The sequence below is a fragment of the Kitasatospora sp. NPDC098652 genome (assembly GCF_044760155.1).
In the GTDB taxonomy this organism is placed as follows: domain Bacteria; phylum Actinomycetota; class Actinomycetes; order Streptomycetales; family Streptomycetaceae; genus Kitasatospora.
Genome location: NZ_JBIWAQ010000021.1, coordinates 52,181 through 71,809, shown reverse-complemented (window position 1 = coordinate 71,809; position 19,629 = coordinate 52,181). Strand labels below are relative to the sequence as shown.

Annotated in this window: 19 protein-coding genes and 1 riboswitch; of the genes, 3 read left to right on the top strand and 16 right to left on the bottom strand. The window is 73.5% G+C overall.

The window, feature by feature from the left end:
* Positions 1-118 precede the first annotated feature (118 nt).
* The 5 genes from ACIQWA_RS32950 to ACIQWA_RS32930 all read right to left on the bottom strand — a co-directional run bounded on the left by ACIQWA_RS32950 (position 119) and on the right by ACIQWA_RS32930 (position 4,577).
* Positions 119-1,546, bottom strand: a complete 1,428-nt coding sequence (locus ACIQWA_RS32950) for a M1 family metallopeptidase (protein WP_402488734.1) — start codon at positions 1,544-1,546, stop codon at positions 119-121.
* Positions 1,547-1,811: 265 nt separating this feature from the next.
* Positions 1,812-3,047 carry a hydroxymethylcytosylglucuronate/cytosylglucuronate synthase gene (locus tag ACIQWA_RS32945; protein WP_402488732.1) on the bottom strand — a complete coding sequence of 412 codons (1,236 nt, stop codon included), beginning with the start codon at positions 3,045-3,047 and terminating at the stop codon, positions 1,812-1,814.
* 292 nt (positions 3,048-3,339) lie between these two features.
* Positions 3,340-3,744 (bottom strand): ArsR/SmtB family transcription factor, encoded by a 405-nt coding sequence (locus ACIQWA_RS32940; protein WP_402488729.1) that lies wholly within the window; start codon positions 3,742-3,744, stop codon positions 3,340-3,342.
* The gene (locus ACIQWA_RS32935) at positions 3,741-4,187 is read right to left on the bottom strand and encodes an SRPBCC domain-containing protein (protein WP_402488728.1); all 447 of its coding nucleotides are present in this window, start codon (positions 4,185-4,187) and stop codon (positions 3,741-3,743) included. Before ACIQWA_RS32935 ends, ACIQWA_RS32940 begins: the two co-directional genes overlap by 4 nt.
* Positions 4,188-4,319: 132 nt before the next feature.
* Entirely contained in the window at positions 4,320-4,577 is a 258-nt protein-coding gene (locus ACIQWA_RS32930; RefSeq protein ID WP_402488726.1) for a hypothetical protein, read from the bottom strand.
* A gap of 242 nt (positions 4,578-4,819) precedes the next feature.
* Between ACIQWA_RS32930 and ACIQWA_RS32925 the strand changes: the two genes are divergently transcribed.
* Positions 4,820-5,218 (top strand): hypothetical protein, encoded by a 399-nt coding sequence (locus ACIQWA_RS32925; RefSeq protein WP_402488723.1) that lies wholly within the window; start codon positions 4,820-4,822, stop codon positions 5,216-5,218.
* 60 nt (positions 5,219-5,278) lie between these two features.
* On the opposite strand, the gene ACIQWA_RS32920 is transcribed toward ACIQWA_RS32925, so the two are convergent.
* Entirely contained in the window at positions 5,279-5,734 is a 456-nt protein-coding gene (locus ACIQWA_RS32920) for a MarR family winged helix-turn-helix transcriptional regulator (RefSeq protein WP_402488720.1), read from the bottom strand.
* An 8-nt stretch (positions 5,735-5,742) separates the two neighbouring features.
* On the bottom strand, positions 5,743-6,036 hold the full coding sequence (locus ACIQWA_RS32915; RefSeq protein WP_402488716.1) for a transporter suffix domain-containing protein: 294 nt from the start codon (positions 6,034-6,036) through the stop codon (positions 5,743-5,745).
* Positions 6,037-6,151: 115 nt separating this feature from the next.
* Positions 6,152-6,294, top strand: a riboswitch (SAM riboswitch).
* 199 nt (positions 6,295-6,493) lie between these two features.
* On the opposite strand from ACIQWA_RS32915, the gene ACIQWA_RS32910 reads away from it, so the two are divergent.
* Complete coding sequence (locus ACIQWA_RS32910; protein ID WP_360232538.1) at positions 6,494-7,207, top strand: IclR family transcriptional regulator; 714 nt, start codon at positions 6,494-6,496, stop codon at positions 7,205-7,207.
* Positions 7,208-7,296: 89 nt separating this feature from the next.
* Here ACIQWA_RS32910 and ACIQWA_RS32905 read toward each other — a convergent pair whose 3' ends face one another.
* The 3 genes from ACIQWA_RS32905 to ACIQWA_RS32895 all read right to left on the bottom strand — a co-directional run bounded on the left by ACIQWA_RS32905 (position 7,297) and on the right by ACIQWA_RS32895 (position 11,808).
* On the bottom strand, positions 7,297-8,919 hold the full coding sequence (locus ACIQWA_RS32905) for a sialidase family protein (protein ID WP_402488713.1): 1,623 nt from the start codon (positions 8,917-8,919) through the stop codon (positions 7,297-7,299).
* Positions 8,920-9,185: 266 nt separating this feature from the next.
* Positions 9,186-11,525, bottom strand: coding sequence for an SAM-dependent methyltransferase (locus tag ACIQWA_RS32900; protein WP_402488710.1), 2,340 nt, complete (start codon positions 11,523-11,525; stop codon positions 9,186-9,188).
* Between the two features lie 16 nt (positions 11,526-11,541).
* Positions 11,542-11,808: a hypothetical protein gene (locus ACIQWA_RS32895; RefSeq protein ID WP_402488707.1), complete on the bottom strand. Its 267-nt coding sequence runs from the start codon at positions 11,806-11,808 to the stop codon at positions 11,542-11,544.
* A 195-nt stretch (positions 11,809-12,003) separates the two neighbouring features.
* Between ACIQWA_RS32895 and ACIQWA_RS32890 the strand changes: the two genes are divergently transcribed.
* Positions 12,004-12,720 carry a flavodoxin family protein gene (locus ACIQWA_RS32890; RefSeq protein WP_402488704.1) on the top strand — a complete coding sequence of 239 codons (717 nt, stop codon included), beginning with the start codon at positions 12,004-12,006 and terminating at the stop codon, positions 12,718-12,720.
* An 87-nt stretch (positions 12,721-12,807) separates the two neighbouring features.
* On the opposite strand, the gene ACIQWA_RS32885 is transcribed toward ACIQWA_RS32890, so the two are convergent.
* The 6 genes from ACIQWA_RS32885 to ACIQWA_RS32860 all read right to left on the bottom strand — a co-directional run bounded on the left by ACIQWA_RS32885 (position 12,808) and on the right by ACIQWA_RS32860 (position 19,582).
* The gene (locus ACIQWA_RS32885) at positions 12,808-14,022 is read right to left on the bottom strand and encodes a saccharopine dehydrogenase family protein (RefSeq protein WP_402488701.1); all 1,215 of its coding nucleotides are present in this window, start codon (positions 14,020-14,022) and stop codon (positions 12,808-12,810) included.
* 78 nt (positions 14,023-14,100) lie between these two features.
* A complete protein-coding gene (locus ACIQWA_RS32880; RefSeq protein WP_402488699.1) occupies positions 14,101-14,892 on the bottom strand; it encodes an amino acid ABC transporter ATP-binding protein in 792 nt (263 codons plus the stop codon).
* Positions 14,885-15,673 carry an amino acid ABC transporter permease gene (locus ACIQWA_RS32875; RefSeq protein WP_402488696.1) on the bottom strand — a complete coding sequence of 263 codons (789 nt, stop codon included), beginning with the start codon at positions 15,671-15,673 and terminating at the stop codon, positions 14,885-14,887. Before ACIQWA_RS32875 ends, ACIQWA_RS32880 begins: the two co-directional genes overlap by 8 nt.
* A 72-nt stretch (positions 15,674-15,745) precedes the next feature.
* Complete coding sequence (locus ACIQWA_RS32870) at positions 15,746-16,630, bottom strand: ABC transporter substrate-binding protein (RefSeq protein WP_402488694.1); 885 nt, start codon at positions 16,628-16,630, stop codon at positions 15,746-15,748.
* A gap of 398 nt (positions 16,631-17,028) precedes the next feature.
* Entirely contained in the window at positions 17,029-18,387 is a 1,359-nt protein-coding gene (locus ACIQWA_RS32865) for an MFS transporter (protein WP_402488691.1), read from the bottom strand.
* Positions 18,380-19,582: a cytochrome P450 gene (locus ACIQWA_RS32860; RefSeq protein WP_402488688.1), complete on the bottom strand. Its 1,203-nt coding sequence runs from the start codon at positions 19,580-19,582 to the stop codon at positions 18,380-18,382. Before ACIQWA_RS32860 ends, ACIQWA_RS32865 begins: the two co-directional genes overlap by 8 nt.
* Positions 19,583-19,629 lie beyond the last annotated feature (47 nt).

Here is a 19,629-nt window from a genome sequence, read left to right as displayed (position 1 = left end):
GGAGCCGCCGGGACGGGAGGGCCACCGATTAACGCGGCTGGTGGGGGCGCTGACGGGGCTGCCGCTGGGGGTCCGGTCGGGTGTGGAACGGGAGCAGGGTCCGGCGTGGGTTCGGGGATCAGTCGATGCGGTGCTCCTTCCAGAAGGGCGTCAGGTCGGCGGACGTCGCGGCCTGGGCGGCGGCCTTGAACTCGGCAGTGGTGGAGACGCCGAACCAGTGGGCGCGGGCGTAGTCGTGCAGCAGCGCGGACATCGTGTCCGTGCCGATCAGCCGGCTCAGTTCGTGCAGGGCGCAGGAGCCGTGGTCGTAGATGACCGCCTCGTAGCGGTCGGGGTGGGCGTCCCAGTAGCTCATCGGGTTGGTGAGGCGTTCGGCCGGGCTCCGGAAGGGAGTCGCGGCGGTGCAGCCCTCCTTCGTCCGGCCCAGCTCGACGTCCATGGCGTACTCGGCGAAGGACTCGTCCAGCCAGGGCGCGCGGTACTGGTCGTCACCGACGATGCCGTACCACCACTGGTGCGCCAGCTCGTGGATGACGGCGGAGGGGCGGATCCGGTCGAGGACGAAGGCCGGGTACTCCATGCCGCCGAACCCGAAGGCGTCGTCGAGGACGGTGGCGACGTCCCCGTACGGGTAGGGGCCGTAGCGGGCGGAGTGGTCGTCGATGGTCCGCAGGGAGAGGTCCAGCATCGCGCGGGCGTCTGCGGCGGAGACGCTGCTGACCGAGTAGACGGCGACCCGGACGCCGTCGCCGGACCGGCCCTCGATCCGATGGAACGGCCCGGCGGCCCAGGCGAATTCGCGGACCTGCCGGGCACCGATCCGGGTGACCGTGCGGCCCTGGGTGCCGGGGGTGTCGACGGCGGTGCCGGTGGCGGGCACCAGGACCTCGGTGGGGTGGTCGAGGGTGACGGCGAAGTCGGAGGCGAGGCCGTAGAACGACTCGCCGAGCTCGCTGTACCGGTCCAGGTGCCAGCCCGACCCGTCGCGGACGGCGAGGACGGGCAGGGCGTTGCCGATGAAGCTGAACGCGCCGTCCCGGCCGAAGCGGTCGAGGCCGTCGGGGACGTCGATGCCGAGGTCGAACTCGACCGTGTCGGAAGCGCCCCGGGGCAGTGGGCGAGCCAGCGGGACGCGCAGGGCGGTGCAGTCGACCTCCGGGCTGCCGTCCAGACCGGTCACCCGGACGGACGGGGTCGCGCAGCCGCCGCGGAAGTTGTCCCAGAGCCGCAGGTACACCTCGTGCAGGGGTTCCGGTGAGGTGTTGGTGAACACGATCCGCTCGTGGCCGCGCCAGTGCGCACCCGTGGCGTCGCTGCTCAACTCCACGGTGTAGGTGGGGGCGCCGGGGGTGCGGGTCGGGTCGGCGGGGGCGCGGCCGGGTGGTGCGGCGCCCACCGACAGGAGCACGGCGAGGACGGAGAGCAGCGGAAGGAGGAGGCGCCGTGGGCCGGACGGCGCATCGGACCGGTCGAGGAGTCGTTGGACGGTGGTGGTGAACCGGGCGGATGTGACCGGCCGGAAGGGCGGGCCGGTGGACTTCATCATGAGGACCTCGGAAGTCTCGGAAGTCTCGGGGATGTCGGGGATGTCGGGAGCAGGGCCGCAAGCGCGGGTGCTGGAGGGGGTGGTCAGCGCGCACGCCGCTGTCCCGACGCGCCATGCCCGGCCTGCCGGGGCGGGCAGCGCGTCGCCGGCACCGTGCCTGAGAACGGCCACGACCAGCCCGGGGACACGCAGCAGCCCTCCGTCGGGGTGATCCGCCGGGCCGGCCGCTGGGTCTGCCGTCGGCTGGGCCGCCGAGTCGGCCTGGTCAGTGGAGCGGCTGGTCGGCTCCCGGGGAGTCGGCCAGGAGCCGCAGCAGGACGTCGGCGACCTGGGCCGCACCGGCGGTGCCGACCGCGCTCGTCAATGCCGTCCAGTCCGGGCCGGGTGGAACCGCGGCAGCCCCGTCGGACAGCCGTTTGAGCTTCTCGACCAGGCCTTGCCGTACGGCCGCGGACGTACGGTGGCGGCCGAGGTCGACGGCGCGGGCGATGCCGCCGTGGATCAGGTCGAGGGCCTTGCGCTCGCCGTGGGCGCGCAGGGCCAGTGCCTCCTCCTCGTCGAACACCTCCTGGGGCCAACGGAGGCGGACGTCGGTGCCGAGCGCCCGGCTGTGGAAGCGGCCGTTGAAGATCTGGCTGAGGTTCTGCGGCGGCAGACAGAGCGTCGGGGTGCCGAGTTGCCCGGCCTCCAGGAGGGTGGTCAGCCCGGGGGAGGTGAGCAGTACGTCGCAGTCGGCGAGGCGGTGCAGGAACTCCTGGTGGCGGAGGGCGCCGACGGTGGTGACGGGCGGGTGGGCGCAGGAGTCGACGAGTTGCGCGGCCAGCCAGGCCGGCAGGTTGCCCGCGATGTGCACCTCGGTGACCCCGCTCGCGGTCAGTGCCTCCAGTGCGGCGGGCAGGACGAGCTGGGGATAGCTCGCCCAGTCCGTGAGGTGGGGCGCGCGCAGCCCGCCGAGGTTGAGCAGGGCGCGCCGGGGGTGCGGCGTGGGAGGGCTGCCGCGGGCGGCGCCGCCGTCGGCGATCACGGCGTCCACCCAGCGGAGCCGGTGCACGTCGGCCAGCACCCCGGCGCCCTCCGGCGGCAGCTCCACGCACCGCTGGGCGCAGTACACCTCGGCGTCCAGCGGGAGGTCGGGCCGGTCGCCGTCCGTCCAGAGGAACGGCAGGCTGTCCACGAACACCACCGGCACCCCGCAGGCCCGCAGCGCGTTGGCCAGCGCGCCGTCCAGCACCACCAGTGCCGCCCGCACGCGCTGCGCCTGGACGATCCGGGCCAGTTCCTGGTCGGACCGCTCGTCCGGGAGGTCGAACCAGCGCTCCACCGGCTGTTCGGCGAGCAGCTGTCTGCCCAGCCCGGAGGCCAGGCCGATGAATCTCAGCCGCTCGCCGCCGCGGGCCCGGAGGGCGGACAGCACCGCGCTCAACTTCCCCGAGCTGCCCCAGCCGAACTCCACCCCGGCCACGGCGACCGTCGTCGTGGCCCTCGCCGTCGTGGCCCCCACTGTCGTGGTCCCCGCCGTCGTGGCCTCTGCCCTCGTGATCCCCGTGCTCGCCCGCATCCCTGTCAACTCCCCCGCCCGTACCGGATCTTCTGTCGCTCCGTATTCGTACCAGGCGCGCGGAGAAGGGTCGGTTCGACTACCTACGGAAAAGCGAGAGCTAACCACCCCGAAAGGTGAAGCTCCCGTTCGGTGCATTGACGAACGGAGGGGTCGACGGGCAGGTGAACGGCCGGTCGGTCGGCGGCTCGGCGACCGGCCGCACCCGGGGCGTGCCGTCAGGCGGTCGACCTGGTCAGACTCCTCCGTGGGGCTGTTCCGGTGGGCGTGACGCGTCGTCACGACCTGTTCGCGACTCCCGCTCCGCCGCCTCGGCGACGTGCTTGATGTGCGCCAGTCTGCGGTCCCAGTCGGCGGCGAGCGAGGCCATCCAGCGCGCCGTGGTGTCGAGCGCCGCGGGCCGCACCGTGTAGCGCACCTCGCGCCCGGCGCGGCCGCTGCTCACCAGCCCGGCGGCGTCCAGGACGGCGAGGTGCTTGACCACGGCCTGGCGCGAGACGGGAAGGTGCCGGGCGAGCGTCGTCGCGGTGGCCTCCCCCTGCGCGGCGATCAGTTCGAGCAGCCGGCGTCGCGTCGGGTCGGCCAGGGCCGCGAGTACGGTGTCGACCGCTTCGACGGCGCCGTGGGGTTGGTCGGTCACGCGGCGGGCTGTTCGGCGCGCGTCCTGAGCGCGTCGAGCTCCTGGCGCCAGCCGCCGGTGTTGTCCTCGACCGCCTTGCCGCGCAGTTCCTCGGACCCGGCCAGTGTCGCGAAGCCGCTCTCGACCACGCGCAGCCGCGTCCTGCCGTCCTCCGGGGTCAGGGTGAACTCGACGAGGGTGCTGTTGTCCTCGCGCAGTTCCTCCCCGGGGAACGCGCTGGCCCAGCGGTAGGCCAGGTAGGTCGGCGGCTCGACCTTCTCCACGCGCACCGGGAAGTCGCCGTACTCCGGGTTCCTGGCCACCAGTTCCTCGCCCTCCCTGGCCACGGTGCCGGGCAGGCTCGCCTTGTCGGCGACCCAGAAACCGGGCTCGGCCACCAGGGACCAGACCCGCTCCAGGGGCGCCTCGATCAGGGTCTCGCGTTCGATCCGGTCCTCGCTCATGAGGGGGCTCCTTCCATCGCGGACAGTGGGTGCAACTCCAGAGTTGCACGTCGCATCACCAGGTGCAACCCGAGGGTTGCGTCTCGCGCGGGTCCGTCGCCGAGGGGTCCGGCCTCGCCCCGTCCCGGCGGGCTATCGCCCGGGGGTGGCCTCCTCGATGGCCGCCAGCAGGCGGGTGTGGACGGCGGTGGCGGCCGCGCGGGTCGCCGGGTCCTCGTCCTTCAACAGCGGGGTGATCAGCTCGGCGGCCGCGGCGAGGACCGGCACGGGCACCGTCGCCTCGCGCAGGTGGAGGAGCTGGGAGGCGGCCCGCTCGCCGGGCGTGGCCCGGGTGCGGGCGTCGGGGATGAGGGCGGTGAGGCCCCGGGGGAGCGGCTGAGTGCTGGTCACCCGCCCCATTCTTCCGTGGCCTGGCCGTCGCCGATCACCGCGGTCGGGCAGTGCGGCCGGTCGGTGGCGGCCGCACGGTGGGGCTCCGTTCGCGGAACTTCCTCGTCAGCGGCGCTGCTCGGTGCCATCCTGTGCGAATGCCTGACGAATCGTATGAAGAGAGTGCTGCCCCGATACCCGCCACGGAGGCGGCTCCGCCCGAGGCTGCGCAGGGACCCCAACTCCGGTGGTGGAAGGCCCCGGTGGTGTTCGCGGTTGCCGGACTCGTGGTCGGCGCCGGCGCCGTCGGGCTGGCCTGGGGCGTGTCCGGGCCCGGGGACGACGAGTCGTTCACGCTGGTGGGCCAGGCGCGGATCAGTACCTCCGACCCCACCAAGTCGGGCCCCTGCAACGGGGCCAAGGACCTGGACGACGTCGACAAGGACGCCCTGGTGACCGTCCGCGACTCGGCGGGTCGGGTGGTCGCGACCGGCGCCCTGGGGCAGGGCGAGTACCACGACTCCGCCTGCCGGTTCCCGATCGTGCTGCCCGACGTGCCGGGGGGTTCGGACTCCTACTCGGTGCAGGTCCTCTGGCACCCGAGGAAGAAGGTCACGAGCGAGGAGGCGCGGGCCGGGAGTCTGGTGATCGATCTCAAGTGAGCGATCTCGAGCGAGCGATCACTTGAGGTCGCTGACGAGTGGCGTCCGGGGCGGGTGGCGTCAGCCCTCGAAGACCCGTCTCAACTTCCCGAGTGCGGACTCGATCTCCGCCATGTCCGTGGCCGAGAGCTTCGCGACGTAGGCGTCGTGGAGCTCCCGCTCGTACCGGAGCACGGTCTGTCGGTAGGCCGTGCCACGGGCCTCCAGGCGGAAGACGTGGACGCGGCCGTCCTGGGGACTGCGCTGCCGGGAGAGGTAGCCGTCCTTCTCCAGGCGCGCCAGGTGCTGGCTGACAGCGCCCTTGGACACGCCCAGGCGCTCGGCCAGGTCCTTGGGGGTGACGTTCGGGTCGGCCACGATCTGCCCGAGCACGAGGTGCTGTTGGGCGGTGAGCCCGAACTCGTCGTAGCGGGGCCCGTGCCGTTCCGAGAGGAGCCGCAGGTCCGCGAAGAGCTGGTTGAGCCGGGCGCTGCGGGCGTGCAGGTCGGCGCCGCCGGGTCTTTCGCCGGTGACCATCGGGCTCGTCACTCTGCGGTCGGCGGCTGCTCGGCGGCGCGGCTGCGCCTCCTGAGCCCCAGGCGGGACCTGACCGCCCGGACGGCTTCCTTGCCGACGCCGGCCATGCCGATGAGGGCACTCGTCTCGGCGACCACGAGTGTCCCGCCGAAGGCGGCGGCCTTGGCGCCGGAGTCCAGCGGGAGGAAGAGGATGACGAGGACGGCCACGTAGGTCAGGGCACTCAGGATGAGGAGCGCGATGCCGATCCTGAACCTGAGCGGCTTCTTTGGGGATGCTGAGGTCGCCGGGGTCGCAGTCATGGAAATAGTTTAGAAATCTAAATAATCCGTGGTCAAGGACCCCGGCGGGCTCCGGGTGCGGGGTGTTCGGGAAAGGTTTGGCGGGGCGCCCGGGAAATCTTGTATGGTACTTCGCGAATCATCCAGAGGGGTGGAGGGACCGGCCCTACGAAGCCCCGGCAACTCCCCGTTCGACCCGGCGTCCGAAGTACGCGCCGTGCCGTCCGGGGTCAGTGCCAACTCCGGCCTGTCGCCAACGTGGCGCGGGGAAGATGAGGAGACACGGTGCTCTCAGTGCTGTCCTTCGCCCGGGCGCTTCCCGCCCCGGCCCTTTCGCGTACCCGTTTCGTGCTCGGCGCAGGCGATCTGCTGTTCCCGCAGGCCTGTCCCCGCTGACCACCCCGCTCCCACCCCAACGGAGCGCCCGTGAGCCGTACCCACCCGTCGCTCACGGGATCTGAGACTGGAGTACCCGTCCATGGAGAACACGAGCGGCGTCGGCGTGCTCGACAAGATCACCTCGATCCTCGGCACCCTGGAGGCCGGCCCGGCCACCTTGGCCGGGCTGGTCGACGCCACCGGCCTGGCCCGGCCGACCGCCCACCGGATCGCCGTCGCACTGGAGCACCACCGGCTGCTCGGCCGGGACCTCCAGGGCCGGTTCGTCCTCGGCCCGCGGCTCGCCGAACTCTCGGCGGCGGCCGGTGAGGACCGTCTGCTCGCCGCGGCCGGCACCGTCCTCACCCACCTGCGCGACGTCACCGGCGAGACCGCCCAGCTGTACCGCCGGCAGGGTGAGGTCCGGATCTGCGTGGCGGCCGCAGAACGCCTCTTCGGGCTGCGGGACACCGTGCCGGTCGGGCTCGCCCTGCCGATGAAGGTCGGGTCCGCCGCCCAGGTCCTGCTGGCCTGGGAGGAACCCGAGCGGCTCCACCGCGGGCTCCAGGGTGCCCGGTTCACCGCCACCGCGCTCAGCGGGGTGCGGCGCCGGGGGTGGGCCCAGTCGATCGGCGAGCGCGAGCCCGGCGTCGCCTCCGTCTCCGCGCCGGTGCGCGGCCCGGCCGGCCGGGTGGTGGCCGCGGTCTCCGTCTCGGGGCCGATCGAACGGCTGAGCCGGCACCCGGGTGCCCGCCTGTCCCAAGCCGTCATCGAGGCGGCGGGCCACCTCACGGACGCGCTGCACCGGCCCTGACCGGGCCGTCGGCCCGGCTCGGACCTGGGCGTTCGAGGCCGAGCGGCCGCCGGCGCGGAGCGTTTCCGCGCCGCCGGCCGCCGGTCGGGTCAGCGCCGCAGGTGTTGCACGGCGCGCGGGCCGACGGCGGGCGCCCCAGCGCGCGCCCCGGTGCGCGCCGCCTGGGTGGTCGGTGCGGCCGCGCCCGGGCTGCGCAGGGTGTCCGGCCGGAAGCGGCCGCTGTACACGTCGGTGGAGTTCAGCGGGGCGCCGCTGTTGGCGGTCACCAGCACCGGGCGGACCAGGCGGCCGTCGGTGATCAGGGCCTGGTAGTCGCCGAGGAAGTGGCCCCCGGCGTAGGGCGCCTGGAGCCAGTCGAAGACCGGTGAGATCTGCCGCTCGACCGGACTGTTCTCGCCGTCGCGCGGGAAGCTGAGCAGCCAGGCGGCGGTGGGCAGCGTGGAGGTGTCGGCCGGGGTGAGGTAGCGCAGGTCGTAGTAGCTGACGGCCACGGTGCCGTCGGCCGCCACGGTGATGGACGGGGTGAACGCCGGTGCGCCCGGGGCCTGGTTGAGCCGGGTCGGGCCGCTCCAGGTCCGCCCGCCGTCCGTGGAGTGCACGAGTTGGATGGCGTCGAACCTGCCGCCGGTGGACTCCGAGCCCTCGTAGGCGAGGTACAGCTCACCGGTCTGCGGGTCGATCGCCACGCTGGGCAGGCCGGCGCCGGCCCGGAGGGACTTGGTGGCGTCGGCGGGCGCGTTCGGGTGGACCTCGGGGACGGAGGTGTCGGTGGCGACCCGGACCGGCCGGCTCCAGGTGCGGCCCTGGTCGGTGGAGCTGACCATGCCGAAGTGCACGTCGCTGACGGTGGTGGCGGTCGCGTCGGTGAAGGTGATCCAGTCGAAGAAGTCGTACAGCGTGTCGGTGCGCGGGTCGACCACGATCTGGTTGCCGATGGTCTGGGTGTTCGGCGTCGTGGCGGTGGTCACGAAGGGCTTCGCCGGGGACCAGGTCCGGCCGTGGTCCCGGGTGACGGACAGGTAGCCCGGCCCGTCGAAGACCGGGGTCGGGCCGGCGGCCTGGTCCACCCGGTCCCAGACCTGGTAGGCCACGCCCGGGTGCACGGGGTCGGCGGTGACGGCGTTCTTGTCGTCGGTGATCGCCGGGTCGTCGTCGCTGATCAGCTCGGTGACGTGCTGCCAGCTGCGCCCGCCGTCGGTGGAGGTGGCGGCGGCCACCGCGCTGCGCGCCGTGGTGGCGTCGAAGACCAGGGCGCTGGCGTACGCGGTGCCGTCGGGGCCGAAGCTCACCCAGCCGTCGGAGGCCCGCTGGTAGGCCAGCCCGCCGGGCGCACAGTGGGTGAAGGGCAGGGCCGTCTGGGTGAAGTGCACGCCGTCCGTGGTGTAGCTGGAGCTCAGGCCCCGGGCACCGCCGTTGGACCAGCGGTCCTGCTGGTAGATGGTGATCGTGTTCGCCGGATCCAGCGGGTTGGCGGCGGCGTACGGTTCCTCCTCCGCGCCCGGGTAGTTGGTGCCGTCGCCGTCCGCGCCGAGGTCGCAGGAAGCGTACGGATCGCCGGGTGAGATCACGGCGAGCGGTGCGCCGGGCGAGGCGTCGGGCGGGTTCGCGCCGGCCGCGGCCGCACCGGCCGGGGTAGGGGCACCGGCGGCGACGGCGGCGAGGAGGAGCGCTGCGGTCGCGGTGGCGAGTGGTGCCCTGGTGCGGAACTGCATGGAGACCCCCATGGTCGTCGGCGGGAGGTGCCTGGTGTCCTGGGTGGTGCTGCGCTGTGCTCTGCTCCGGTGCCGAACGGGAGTCGGCACCCGGTCGGCCGCTCGGGATGCCCGGTCGGTCGGCCGCGATGTCCGGTCGGCCGCGCGAGTCTAGCCAGCGGCAGGGGGCGCGCCAACGGTCCGCGCGGGCTCCTTACCGAGTCCGTACCATCGGCCGCCGTCCCCGCCCTGACCTGGGGTTATACGGGCCGGCCGGTGCGGTGTGTCTACCGCCCGCGCTCCCGCAGGGCCTGGTGGACGGTTCGCAGGGCGGTGGCCGACTGTTCCCAGCCGTGCCACCAGAACAGCCCGCCGTCCTGGCCGGCCTCGGTGGCGAGGGCGGTCAGGTGGGCCCAGGGGCCGAGTGGGATGCCGAACCGGGGCCGGGCGGCGAGCCGTTGGGCTGCCTCGGCCTCGACCGGGACCATGCCGACCAGTGGGAAGGGTGTGCCGTCTGCGGTCCGGCCGGTGCCGTGCAGCATCGGGTGCAGGGTGATCGGGTCGAGCAGCAGGGTGAGCTCGGCGCCGGGCACCGGGGCCGGGCCGTCCTGCCAGCCGAGGCGCCGACCGCTCGACTCGGCCTTGGGCACGGGCCGTCCGTCGAGGGTGACCCCGTCCGCCGCGATCCGCAGCCGGGCACCGGCGTCCGGCCGGGACGGCAGCCGCAGCCGGTAGTCTCCGTACAGACAGGGCGGGACGTCCGGCAGCGGTCGGTCGTAGGGGACGGTGACCGCGTCCATCTCGAAGCCCGTCGGGCCGAGCAGCACCGCCGCGGTGACGGCTTCGCCGTCGACGGTGACGTGCAGGCGCGGGAGCGCGCCGGGGGCGTCGGACACCACGTCCACCCGCACGCCCTCGGCGTGGTAAGCACCCACCAGGTCGGCGAGCGGCGGGGCCTCCGGCAGCGGGTACTCCGTCAGGCAGACAGTGCGTGCGACGGAGCCTGCCGCCTCAACGGCACCGGCAGCGCTGACGGTTCCGACGAGTCGGCGCCGCCCGTCCCGGCCGAACTCGGTGCGCAGCTCGCCGCCGCTGCCGTCCGGCTCGCGCCAGCGCAGCACGCCGCGCTCGTAGCGCGGGTCGGCGATCCGGCGGCCGTCGACGTGGACCCGGTGCCGGGGCGGGTCGGTCGCGCGGCCCAGGACGTAGACGGACAGCTCGCCGTCCGGCGTGCCGTACAGGCCCGTCCAGGGGTAGAGGGCGTCGGCCAGGACGGAGTCCAGGTCCTGGCGGAGTGACGGCCAGCCCGTGATGCCGTCCCGTAGCAGTGCGCGTGCCTCGGACCTGCGGGTGAGCAGGGTGCGCAGCCGTCGTGCGGCCTCCGGGGTGGGCCGGTGCCGTACGCCGCGGGCGGCGGCCTGGAGGGCGAGGTCCTCGCGCCTGGACAGCAGGGCGCGTTCGGCCGCGCCGAGCTCCGGCGGTGCCCAGTCGGCGACGGCGGCCGCGGGCTCGCGGACGTAGCGTTCGCGCAGGGCGCTGTCCTCGCCGAGGGCGAGGACGAAGCGGGCGCCGGGCGTGTCCTCCTGCCAGTGGTACGCGGCCGGGATGCGGAAGTCGGCGAAGCCGTCGAGGGCGGTGAGTTCCCGCGGGCCGTACTCGTCGATGGTGCGCAGCGGCCCGTCGGGCGGGCGGACGGTCTGGCCGGGCTGGAGCAGGCCGAGGCGGCGCAGCACCTGCGGGTCGGCCGGTGCGGCGGCGGTGGGGGCCAGGTACCAGGTGGAGGCGCTGGTGACGGTGCGTTGCACGGTCGGGTCGCGCAGGGCGGCGACGGTGTGCTCGGCGGTGACGGGTTCGAGGCCGCGGTAGCGGGCGCCGATGTAGTTGACCACGGTGTGGTCCGGTCCGTAGACCTCCTCCAGCCGGTCCAGCAGCACGGGCAGGTGCCGGTTGGTGAACCCGGCGCGCTGGTAGTCGAGTTCACCGACGATGCCGACCTGCCAGAGCACCAGGTGCAGGCCCGGGTCGATGCGCCGGCCGTGGATCAGCAGGTCGGAGGCCTCGAAGGTCTGCATGCCGGGGGTGCTCGGGTCCACCCCGAGGTCGGCGCAGAGCACGTCCAGGGCGCTGATGCCGGGCCGCATCACGGCGCGGTGCCCCTCCCGGCGGGCGATCCGCACGGCGCGGTGGGAGGAGAGCACGAAGATGCCCGGGTGGCCGTAGAAGACCGCGGCCACCCGGCGCCCCGCGCGGACGAAGTGCAGGACGGCTTCGGACATCTGGACGTACGTCAGGTAGCGGTCCTTGGCGTCGTCGTAGAGGACACCGAGGTCGTAGGCGTCCGGGCGCCAGGCGTTGATCCGCACCACGGTGGCCGGGTCCGCCACGCAGTGGAAGACGTGGTCGGCCTCGCGGAGCAGGCGCTCGTCGGCCCGGGTGAACCCGGCCGCCTCGATGCCCGAGCCGAGCACCGTCAACTCGCCCCTGGCGCCGCTGGATTCACCGCCGGGAGGGCCGGCGGCGGCGATCGCCCGGGTCAGGTCCGCCCACCGTTCCTGGTGCTCGTGCCGGGACGGGAACCGGTCGAAGGGGCGGCTGTAGCGGTGGGCGGAGGGGGAGTCGACGTCCATGCGCGCGGGGCTGGCCTCAGACCGTGTCGGGGGCGTCCGCGGCCACGGCGTCCACCAGCAGCGGGGGGTCGAGCTGCACGTACATCTGGACGACCTGCGGGGGCAGTGGATCCATCTGGGTGACCTGAGGCGTGGGCTCCACCGTGTCCGCGAGGTCAGCCGGGTCCGGGAGGCCCACGAGCTCCGGGCCGCAGTCCCCGGCCAGGGCGAGGTCGACGTCCACGTCGATGTCCACGACGTCGACGGGAATCCTGCTTGCGGTGAGCGTGATCACGGCGGTCACTCGTCCCCTCGGAGCCACGGTGGAAGGCGAGTTCATGCTACTGGCCGCCTGCTCGGCCGAACAGGGGTGGCGACCACCGCCCCGAGTCCGTCAGGCAACCGGCCCAGCCCCGCGCGCGCCGGCCGCCCCGGCCTGGTGAGCTGTGCGGGGGAGCCCGCCACCGACCGGCCTCCCGGACCGCCCGAAGGAGACCCCGTGCCGGACCCGACGACCTCGTACGCCGACCTGCGCGCCCTGGTGATCAACTGCACCCTCAAGCGCTCCCCGGAGCGCAGCCACACCCAGGGCCTGATCGACGTCAGCACCGGCATCATGGAGCGCCAGGGTGTGCAGGTCGAGGTGCTCAGGGCGGTGGACATCGACATCGCGACGGGCGTCTGGCCGGACATGACGGAGCACGGCTGGGAGACCGACGAGTGGCCGGTCATCTACTCGCAGGTCATGGCCGCGGACATTCTCACGCTCGCCGGACCCGTGTGGCTGGGGGACAACTCCTCCGTGATGAAGAAGGTCATCGAGCGGCTGTACGCGTGCTCGTCGATCCTGAACGAGCACGGGCAGTACGCGTACTATGGTCGGGTCGGGGGCTGCCTGATCACCGGGAACGAGGACGGCGCGAAGCACTGTGCGATGAACGTCCTGTACAGCCTCCAGCACCTCGGATACACGATCCCGCCGCAGGCCGATGCGGGCTGGGTGGGCGAGGCGGGGCCGGGGCCGTCGTACCTGGACGCCGGGTCCGGTGGGCCGGAGAACGACTTCACCAACCGCAACACCACCTTCATGACCTGGAACCAGCTCCACCTGGCCCGGATGCTCAAGGACGCCGGGGGCATCCCGGCGCACGGCAACCAGCGCTCGGAGTGGGACGCGGGCTGTCGCTTCGACTTCGAGAACCCCGAGCACCGCTGAGCCCGGCCGAATCGTACGGTCGTTGCGCGGTGTCGGGTGGGCTGGGGGCGGTTGGGTCGGCCTCGTGCGCGCGAGCCCGTGACGGAGTCAGCGGCCCGGGGCGGTGCGGGGTGGGGTGGGGAGGACGCGGAAGGAGAGGCCCGCCGCGGTGAGGCGGTCGATCAGGGGGCGGCCCATGGCGACCGCCGTGGTGAGTTGGCCGGCCAGTGGGGGGAGGTCGTCGTAGGCGAGGCAGAGGGCGGACTCGGCGAGCATCTTGGCGGTCTCCTGGTAGCCGGGGTCGCCGCCGGTGACCTCGGTGAGGAGGGTTCGGCCGTCCTGGGCCCGGGCGGCGAAGCGGACGGCGAACCAGGAGCGGGCCCGCTGCTCGGGGCCCGGGCCGTCGCCGGGTTTGCGCAGCCGCTCCAGGGCGTGGCGCAGGGTGGGGAGTTGGGCGGCCAGGGCGAGGGCCGCGACGGTGGTGAGGCCGGCCAGGGCGACCGGCAGCCGGCGGACGGCCGCGTAGTGGGTGTAGCCGAAGTCCGGGCCGTACTCGTCCAGTGCGGCGGCCGAGCGGGACACCACCAGGGGGTCGATCGTGGGCATCGGCACGGCCCAGGCGCGGGCCGCCCGGGAGTGGTGCGGTCGGCCGGTGGGGGTGCGGACCAGCCGGCCCTTCGGCCGGGGCTCGACGGCGCGGCGGGCGCGGGCGGCCCGGGCCATGGCCCGCGGCCGGGAGAGGGCCGTCAGCGCGGAGGCGAAGGTGCCGCCGGAGACGGTGCCGCCGACCCGGACGAAGCCCTCCACGGAGAGCCGGGCGGCCGGGCCGCCGCGGCGGACCAGTTCGTCGACGATGAAGAGCACGCCGAGGTCGTGCGGCACCGAGTCGAAGCCGCAGGCGTGCACCAGCCGGGCACCGCTGGCCACCGCACGCTCGTGGTGGCGGAGGTACATCCGGTCGACGAACTCCGGCTCGCCGGTGAGGTCCACGTAGTCGGTGCCGGTGTCCGCGCAGGCCGCCACCAGTGGTTCGCCGTGCCGCAGGTAGGGGCCGACGGTGGACACCACCACCCGGGCCGAGGCGGCCACCTCGCGCAGGGCCCGGCGGTCGGCGGCGTCGGCCACCAGCAGCGGGAGGTCGGCGCAGCGCGGGTCGATCCGCGCCAGCCGCGCCCGGACGGCGGCGAGCCTGTGCTCGTCCCGGCCGGCGAGGGCCCAGCGGCAGCCCTCGGGCGCGGCCCTGGCCAGGTACTCGGCGGTGAGCCCGCCGGTGAACCCGGTGGCGCCGAACAGGACGAGGTCGTACGGGCGGGGCTCGGCCATCAACGTTCCCTACTCACGGGTAATCGACTGCGCCACGCTAGGAGTCCGGCGTGGCACTGTCAACGGCCCGGGCCGGCGTCAGAGCACGTCCGCGAGGAACTGCCGCAGGCGCGGGCTGCGCGGTGCGTCGAAGACCGCCCCGGGTGGGCCGGACTCGACCACCACCCCGCCGTCCATGAAGGCGACGCTGTCGGAGACCGAGCGGGCGAAGCCCATCTCGTGGGTGACCACCACCATGGTCATGCCCGCGCGGCCGAGGTCGGCCATCAGCGACAGGACGCCCTTGACGAGTTCCGGGTCCAGGGCCGAGGTCGCCTCGTCGAAGAGCATCACCTGGGGCTCCATGGCCAGCGCGCGGGCGATCGCCACCCGCTGCTGCTGCCCGCCGGACAGCCGGGCGGGGCGTACGTCGGCCTTGTGCCGCAGGCCGACCAGGTCGAGTTGGCGCAGGGCGGTCCCGGTCGCCTCCTCGCGGGAGAGGCGCCTGAGCTTGCGGAGCGGGAGGGTGAGGTTGCGCAGGACGCTCAGGTGCGGGAAGAGGTTGAACTGCTGGAAGACCATGCCGACCTGTCGGCGCAGCAGGTCGGGGTCGCGGTGCAGGACGCTCTCGCCGTCCAGCAGGACGTCGCCGCGGTCGGGCTCCAGCAGGCGGTTGATCGTGCGCAGCAGGGTGGACTTGCCGGAGCCGGACGGGCCGATCACGGAGAGGGTGTGCCCCTCGGGGACGTCGAGGTCCACGCCGCGCAGGATCGGGGTGCCGCCCAGCGACAGGTGGAGGTCCCGGGTGGCCAGGCTGACCGGGGAGAACTGGGTGCGGGTGGTGGCGGCCGGGGTGGTGGCCGTGCTGGAGGTGGGGCGGTGGTCAGACACGTGCCGCTCCTTCGGGGACGGGGGTGGACTCGGGCGCGGGCCTGGCCTCGGAGCGGGCGGCGGCGGCCGACGGTGTGCCGCGCCCGTGGCGGAGCCGTCGGTCGATCACGTTGACCAGGTGCGTCAGCGGCACGGTGAGCAGGAGGTAGAACAGTCCGGCGAGCACCAGCGCGGACTCGTTGCCGGTGGTGGCGGCGGAGTCCTGGCCGATCCGGAAGAGGTCGCGCTGATCGGCCGTCAGCCCGAGGAAGTAGATCAGGCTGGAGTCCTTGATCAGCGCGATGAGCTGGTTCACCCAGGCCGGCAGCACCCGCCGGACGCCGAGCGGGAGGATGATCAGCCGCATCGCCGCCGCGTACGAGAAGCCGAGCGCGCGCGCCGCCTCGAACTGGCCCGCCTCCACGCTCTGGATCCCGGAGCGGAAGATCTCCCCGAAGTAGGCGGCGGCGATCAGGGACAGTGCGAGGACCCCGAGCGGGTAGGGGTCCGGCCCCCAGATCTCCATCCCCTGCGGGGCCAGCCCCACGCCGATCAGCAGGATGGTGACCGCGGCCGGAAGACCGCGGAACACGTCGGTGTAGACCCGGGCCGGCCAGCGCAGCCAGCGGGTCCGGGCGATGCCGGCCACCGCCAGCAGCAGCCCCAGGACGGTGCCGATGACGGCCGAAGTCACCGCGAGGATCAGCGTGTTGGGCACGCCGGTGGTGAGCAGGTCGGAGAGCGCGGAGCGCATCGATCCCCAGTTGAAGAACGTCTCCGCCAGCGTGCCCAGCTGGTCCACGTCGGCCTCCTTGTCGTCCGGTTCGGTGGTTCGGCGGTGGTGGGGGGTGGTGAGGGGTGGTGAGGGGGTGGGTCAGGGCGTCGGGGACGCGCCGGCCGGTGCGCCCGTGGTCGGGGCCGCCTTGACGGGCGGGTAACCGACCGAGCCGTTACCGGGCTTGAAGCCGTCCGGCACCGGGCGGCCCGGGTAGTACTGCTCCTGGAGGCGGGTCCAGGTGCCGTCCGCGATCACCTCGTCGAGGGCCTTGTTCAGCGCGGCGAGCAGCTCGGGGCGGTTCTGGGCGACGGCGAAGGCGGTCGGCGCGGAGCTGAGCTGCTTCTGGGCGAGGACCACCTTGCCGCCGCTGTCCTGGGCGCTCTTCTCACCGATCTCCGCGGGCGAGATCCAGGCCTCGGCCGTCCCGGCCTTGAGCTGGTTCAGTGCGCCGTTGTAGTCGGGCACGCGCACCGGGTTGAGGTTGTTCTTGGTCGCGTAGTCGTCCTGGACGGTCCCCTGGACGACCACGACGCGCTTGCCCGCCAGCTGGTCGAAGGAGGTGATCGGCGAACCGGCGGGGACGTCCAGGCCGAAGTAGCCGAAGTCGTAGCCGTTGGTGAAGGCCACCGTCTTCTTGCGGGCCTCGGTGACGGTGATGGACGAACTGCCCACGTCGAACTTGTGGTTGGCGACCTGCGACAGCAGCGAGGAGAAGTCCGTCGCCGCGAACTCCACCTTGAGGCCGGCCTTGGCGGCGACGGCGGTGAGCAGGTCGTTGTCGAAGCCGGTGAACTTGCCGTCCTTGAGGTACACGTTCGGCGGCGCGTCCGAGAGGGTGCCGACGCGTATCGTCCCCGGAACGGACAACTGGTACGGATTGTCGGCGGACTTCGCCGAGGAGGAGCCGCCGCCGCAGGCGGTGAGCGAGGCCAGCGAGGCGAGGACGGCGAGAGTGGTGACGAGAACCCGGCGCGGGCCCATGGAGGCTCCAGTGGTGTGGTGGTGAGGGGATGCGCGGCCGACCGGCCCGGCCCGGCCCGGCCCGGTCCGGTCCGGGACATACGGGGACCGGGGACCGTGGACCGGGGCAGGGCGAGCGGCAGCGCACGACCGCACGGATCAGGGCGGTCGTGGAAAAGGGCGAGCGGAAGAAAGGAAGGAAGAAAGGAAGGAAGAAAGGGAAAGGCAGGAAGGAAACGGGGGGACGCGAGCGCCCGGCGTCAGAGCCGGAAGAGGGCGTGCGTCAGCAGCTGGGGCGACAGCTCATCGCCGTCACACGGCGCAGGTCGATGTGCCTGCGCGAAACGAGGTAGCCAGCCATGCGGGCACTATGCGTGGTGATCGTCGGCGGAGTCAAATCCTCCGCCGACGCCACGGCCTCACAGTTCGCGGATCACGCGCCTGGTCAGCGCGTACCCGAACGCGCCGGTCAGGCACAGTCCGGTCGTCGCGAACACCGCCCGGGCCCCGAAGGCGTCCACGGCCGCGCCGGCCGCGATCACCGAGAGCGGGAAGACCCCCAGCGCGCAGAAGGTGATCGCCGCCATGACCCGGGCCAGCAGTGCGGGCGGGGTGCCCCGCTGCACGCCGGTGACGACCAGGACATTGGTCACCGTGCTGGCGCCGCCCGCCAGGAGGAGCAGCAGCACGGCGCCGACCAGGCCGGTGAACGGCACCAGGCCGATCGCCGCACCCATCACCAGGCCGGAGAGCATCGCCGTACGGCCGCGCGAGCGCAGATCGGTGAGGCCGGCCGCGAAGAGGCCGCCGACCAGCGCACCGCCGGTGAAGGCGGCCAGCAGCAGGCCGAGCCCGACGGCACCGGCGCCGAAGCCGTGGGTGGCCAGGGTCGGCAGGGCGACCCGGGTGGCGCCGCCCACCGTCAGATTGGCGATCACCGTCACCGTGAGCACCGCGCGCAGCAGTGGCGACTCCCGCAGCAGGGCACGGAAGTTCCTTGGTACGGAGGCGCGTTCGGAGATCGGGCCGGGCGGGGCGACCGGGCTGCCGCGACCGATCAGCAGCAGCGTCGCCGCCGACACGGCGAAAGTCGCCGCGTCCAGGCCCAGCGCGGCGGCCGGGTCCAGCCAGGCGACCAGCGGGCCGGCCAGCGCCGGGCCGAGCAGCCCGGCGCCGAAGGTGACCGTGCTGTTCAGCGCGTTGCCCGCGTGGAGGTCCGCGGCGGGCAGCAGGGTCGGGGTGATCGCCCAGGCGGCCGGCAGGAACACCCCGGCGCCCAGGCCGACCAGCAGTGCCAGCCCGCCGATCAGCCGGAAGTCCGCCACTCCGGCGGCGGCCACCGCGCACAGGGCGGCGGTGGCGAGCAGCCGGCCGAGGTCGGCGGCCAGCATCACCCGCCGGGCGCCGAACCGGTCGGCGAGCATACCGCCGAGCGGGGTGGCGGCCAGCCGGCCCGCGCCGTAGGCGGCGACCACCAGGCTCAGTTGACGGGCGCCGCCGGCGAGGGAGTAGACCAGCAGCGGCAGGGCGACCACCTGGAAGGCGTTGCCGAACTCCGAGGTGGCCTGCCCGATCACCAGCAGCCGGAAGCCGCGGGCGCGCAGCGGCGCCAGGCCGAACCGGGGGCGGAAGCGCAACAGCCCTGCGGCGCGGGCTGGTTGCGCGTGGCCGTCTGCTTCCGTACGTCCTCCCGGCTCCGTACGGCTGTCCGCTTCGGCGCCGCCGTCCGGTTCCGTACGGCCCTGCCCGTCGCTGCTCGTGCCGGTGCGGCTAGCCATCGAGCGACACCGGCAGCGACTCCAGGCCGCGCAGCATGATGGTGTTGCGCCAGGGCAGGGTCTCCTCCGGGGCGGCCAGCTCGATCCGGGTGAAGCGCGACAGCAGGCCGGTGAGCGCGACCTCGCTCTCCAGCCTGCCGAGGAAGGAGCCGAGGCAGCGGTGCAGGCCCTGTCCGAAGGCCAGGTGGCCGGGGTCGCCCCGGTCCAGGACCAGCCGGTCGGGGTCGGTGAAGCGGGCCGGGTCCCGGTTGGCCGCGCCGAGCGAGAGCAGTACCAGTTCGTCCGCCGGGATCTCGACGTCGTCGACCATCACGTCGGCGTTGGTGAACCTCAACGTGGCCATGCTGACCGGGGATTCGTAGCGGAGGAACTCGTCGACGGCGACCGGCATCGACGCCGGGTCGGCGCGCAGCAGGGCGAGCTGGTCGGGGTGGTGGAGCAGCGCCAGGGTGGCGGTGCCGAGCAGGTTGACGGTGGTCTCGTGGCCGCCGATCAGCAGCAGGAAGACCATCGAGAACACCTCCCGCTCGGTGAGTTCGCCGGCGTCCCGGGCCTGCACCAGGTCGGTGAGGATGTCGGCCTTCGGCGAGGACCGCCGGGCTGCCATCAACTCCCGTAGGTAGTCGTTCAGTTCCTCGGTCGCCTGGGCGAACGTCAGGTCGCCGCCCTGGGTGAGGATCGCCGTCGACCAGGTGCGGAAGGCCTGCATGTCCTCCGGGGGGAAGCCGAGCAGTTCGCAGATGATCATGATGGGCAGCGGGAAGGCGAAGTCCGTGATCAGGTCGGCGGTGCCCCGCCCGCGGAGCCCGTCCAGCAGGCCGTCGGCCGTGCGCTCGACCAGCGGCCGCATCCCGTCGACCCGTCGGCGGGTGAAGACGCCCTGGATCAGGCGGCGCAGCCGGGTGTGGTCCGGCGGATCGCTGTTGAGCATGTGGACGACCTCGGAACCGAGCGTCAGTCCGGCGCCGCGCCCGCTCGCGATGGCCTGGCTGCGGCGGACGTCCTGCCCGAAGCGCGGATCCGTCAATGCGGCCCGGACGTCCTGGTAGCGCGTCACCAGGTAGACCGGCAGCCCCTCGCCGAACTCCACGACGGAGACGGCGCCGGCCTCGCGGATCCGGGCGAGCGTGGGGTAGGGGTCGCGGATGAAGGCGGCCATCCGGGCTGCGGCGTCGTCGTCGACCGCGGTGGTCATGGATCTCTCTCCTCGGACTCGGAACTCGTGCGGCTGGGAAGCCGGGT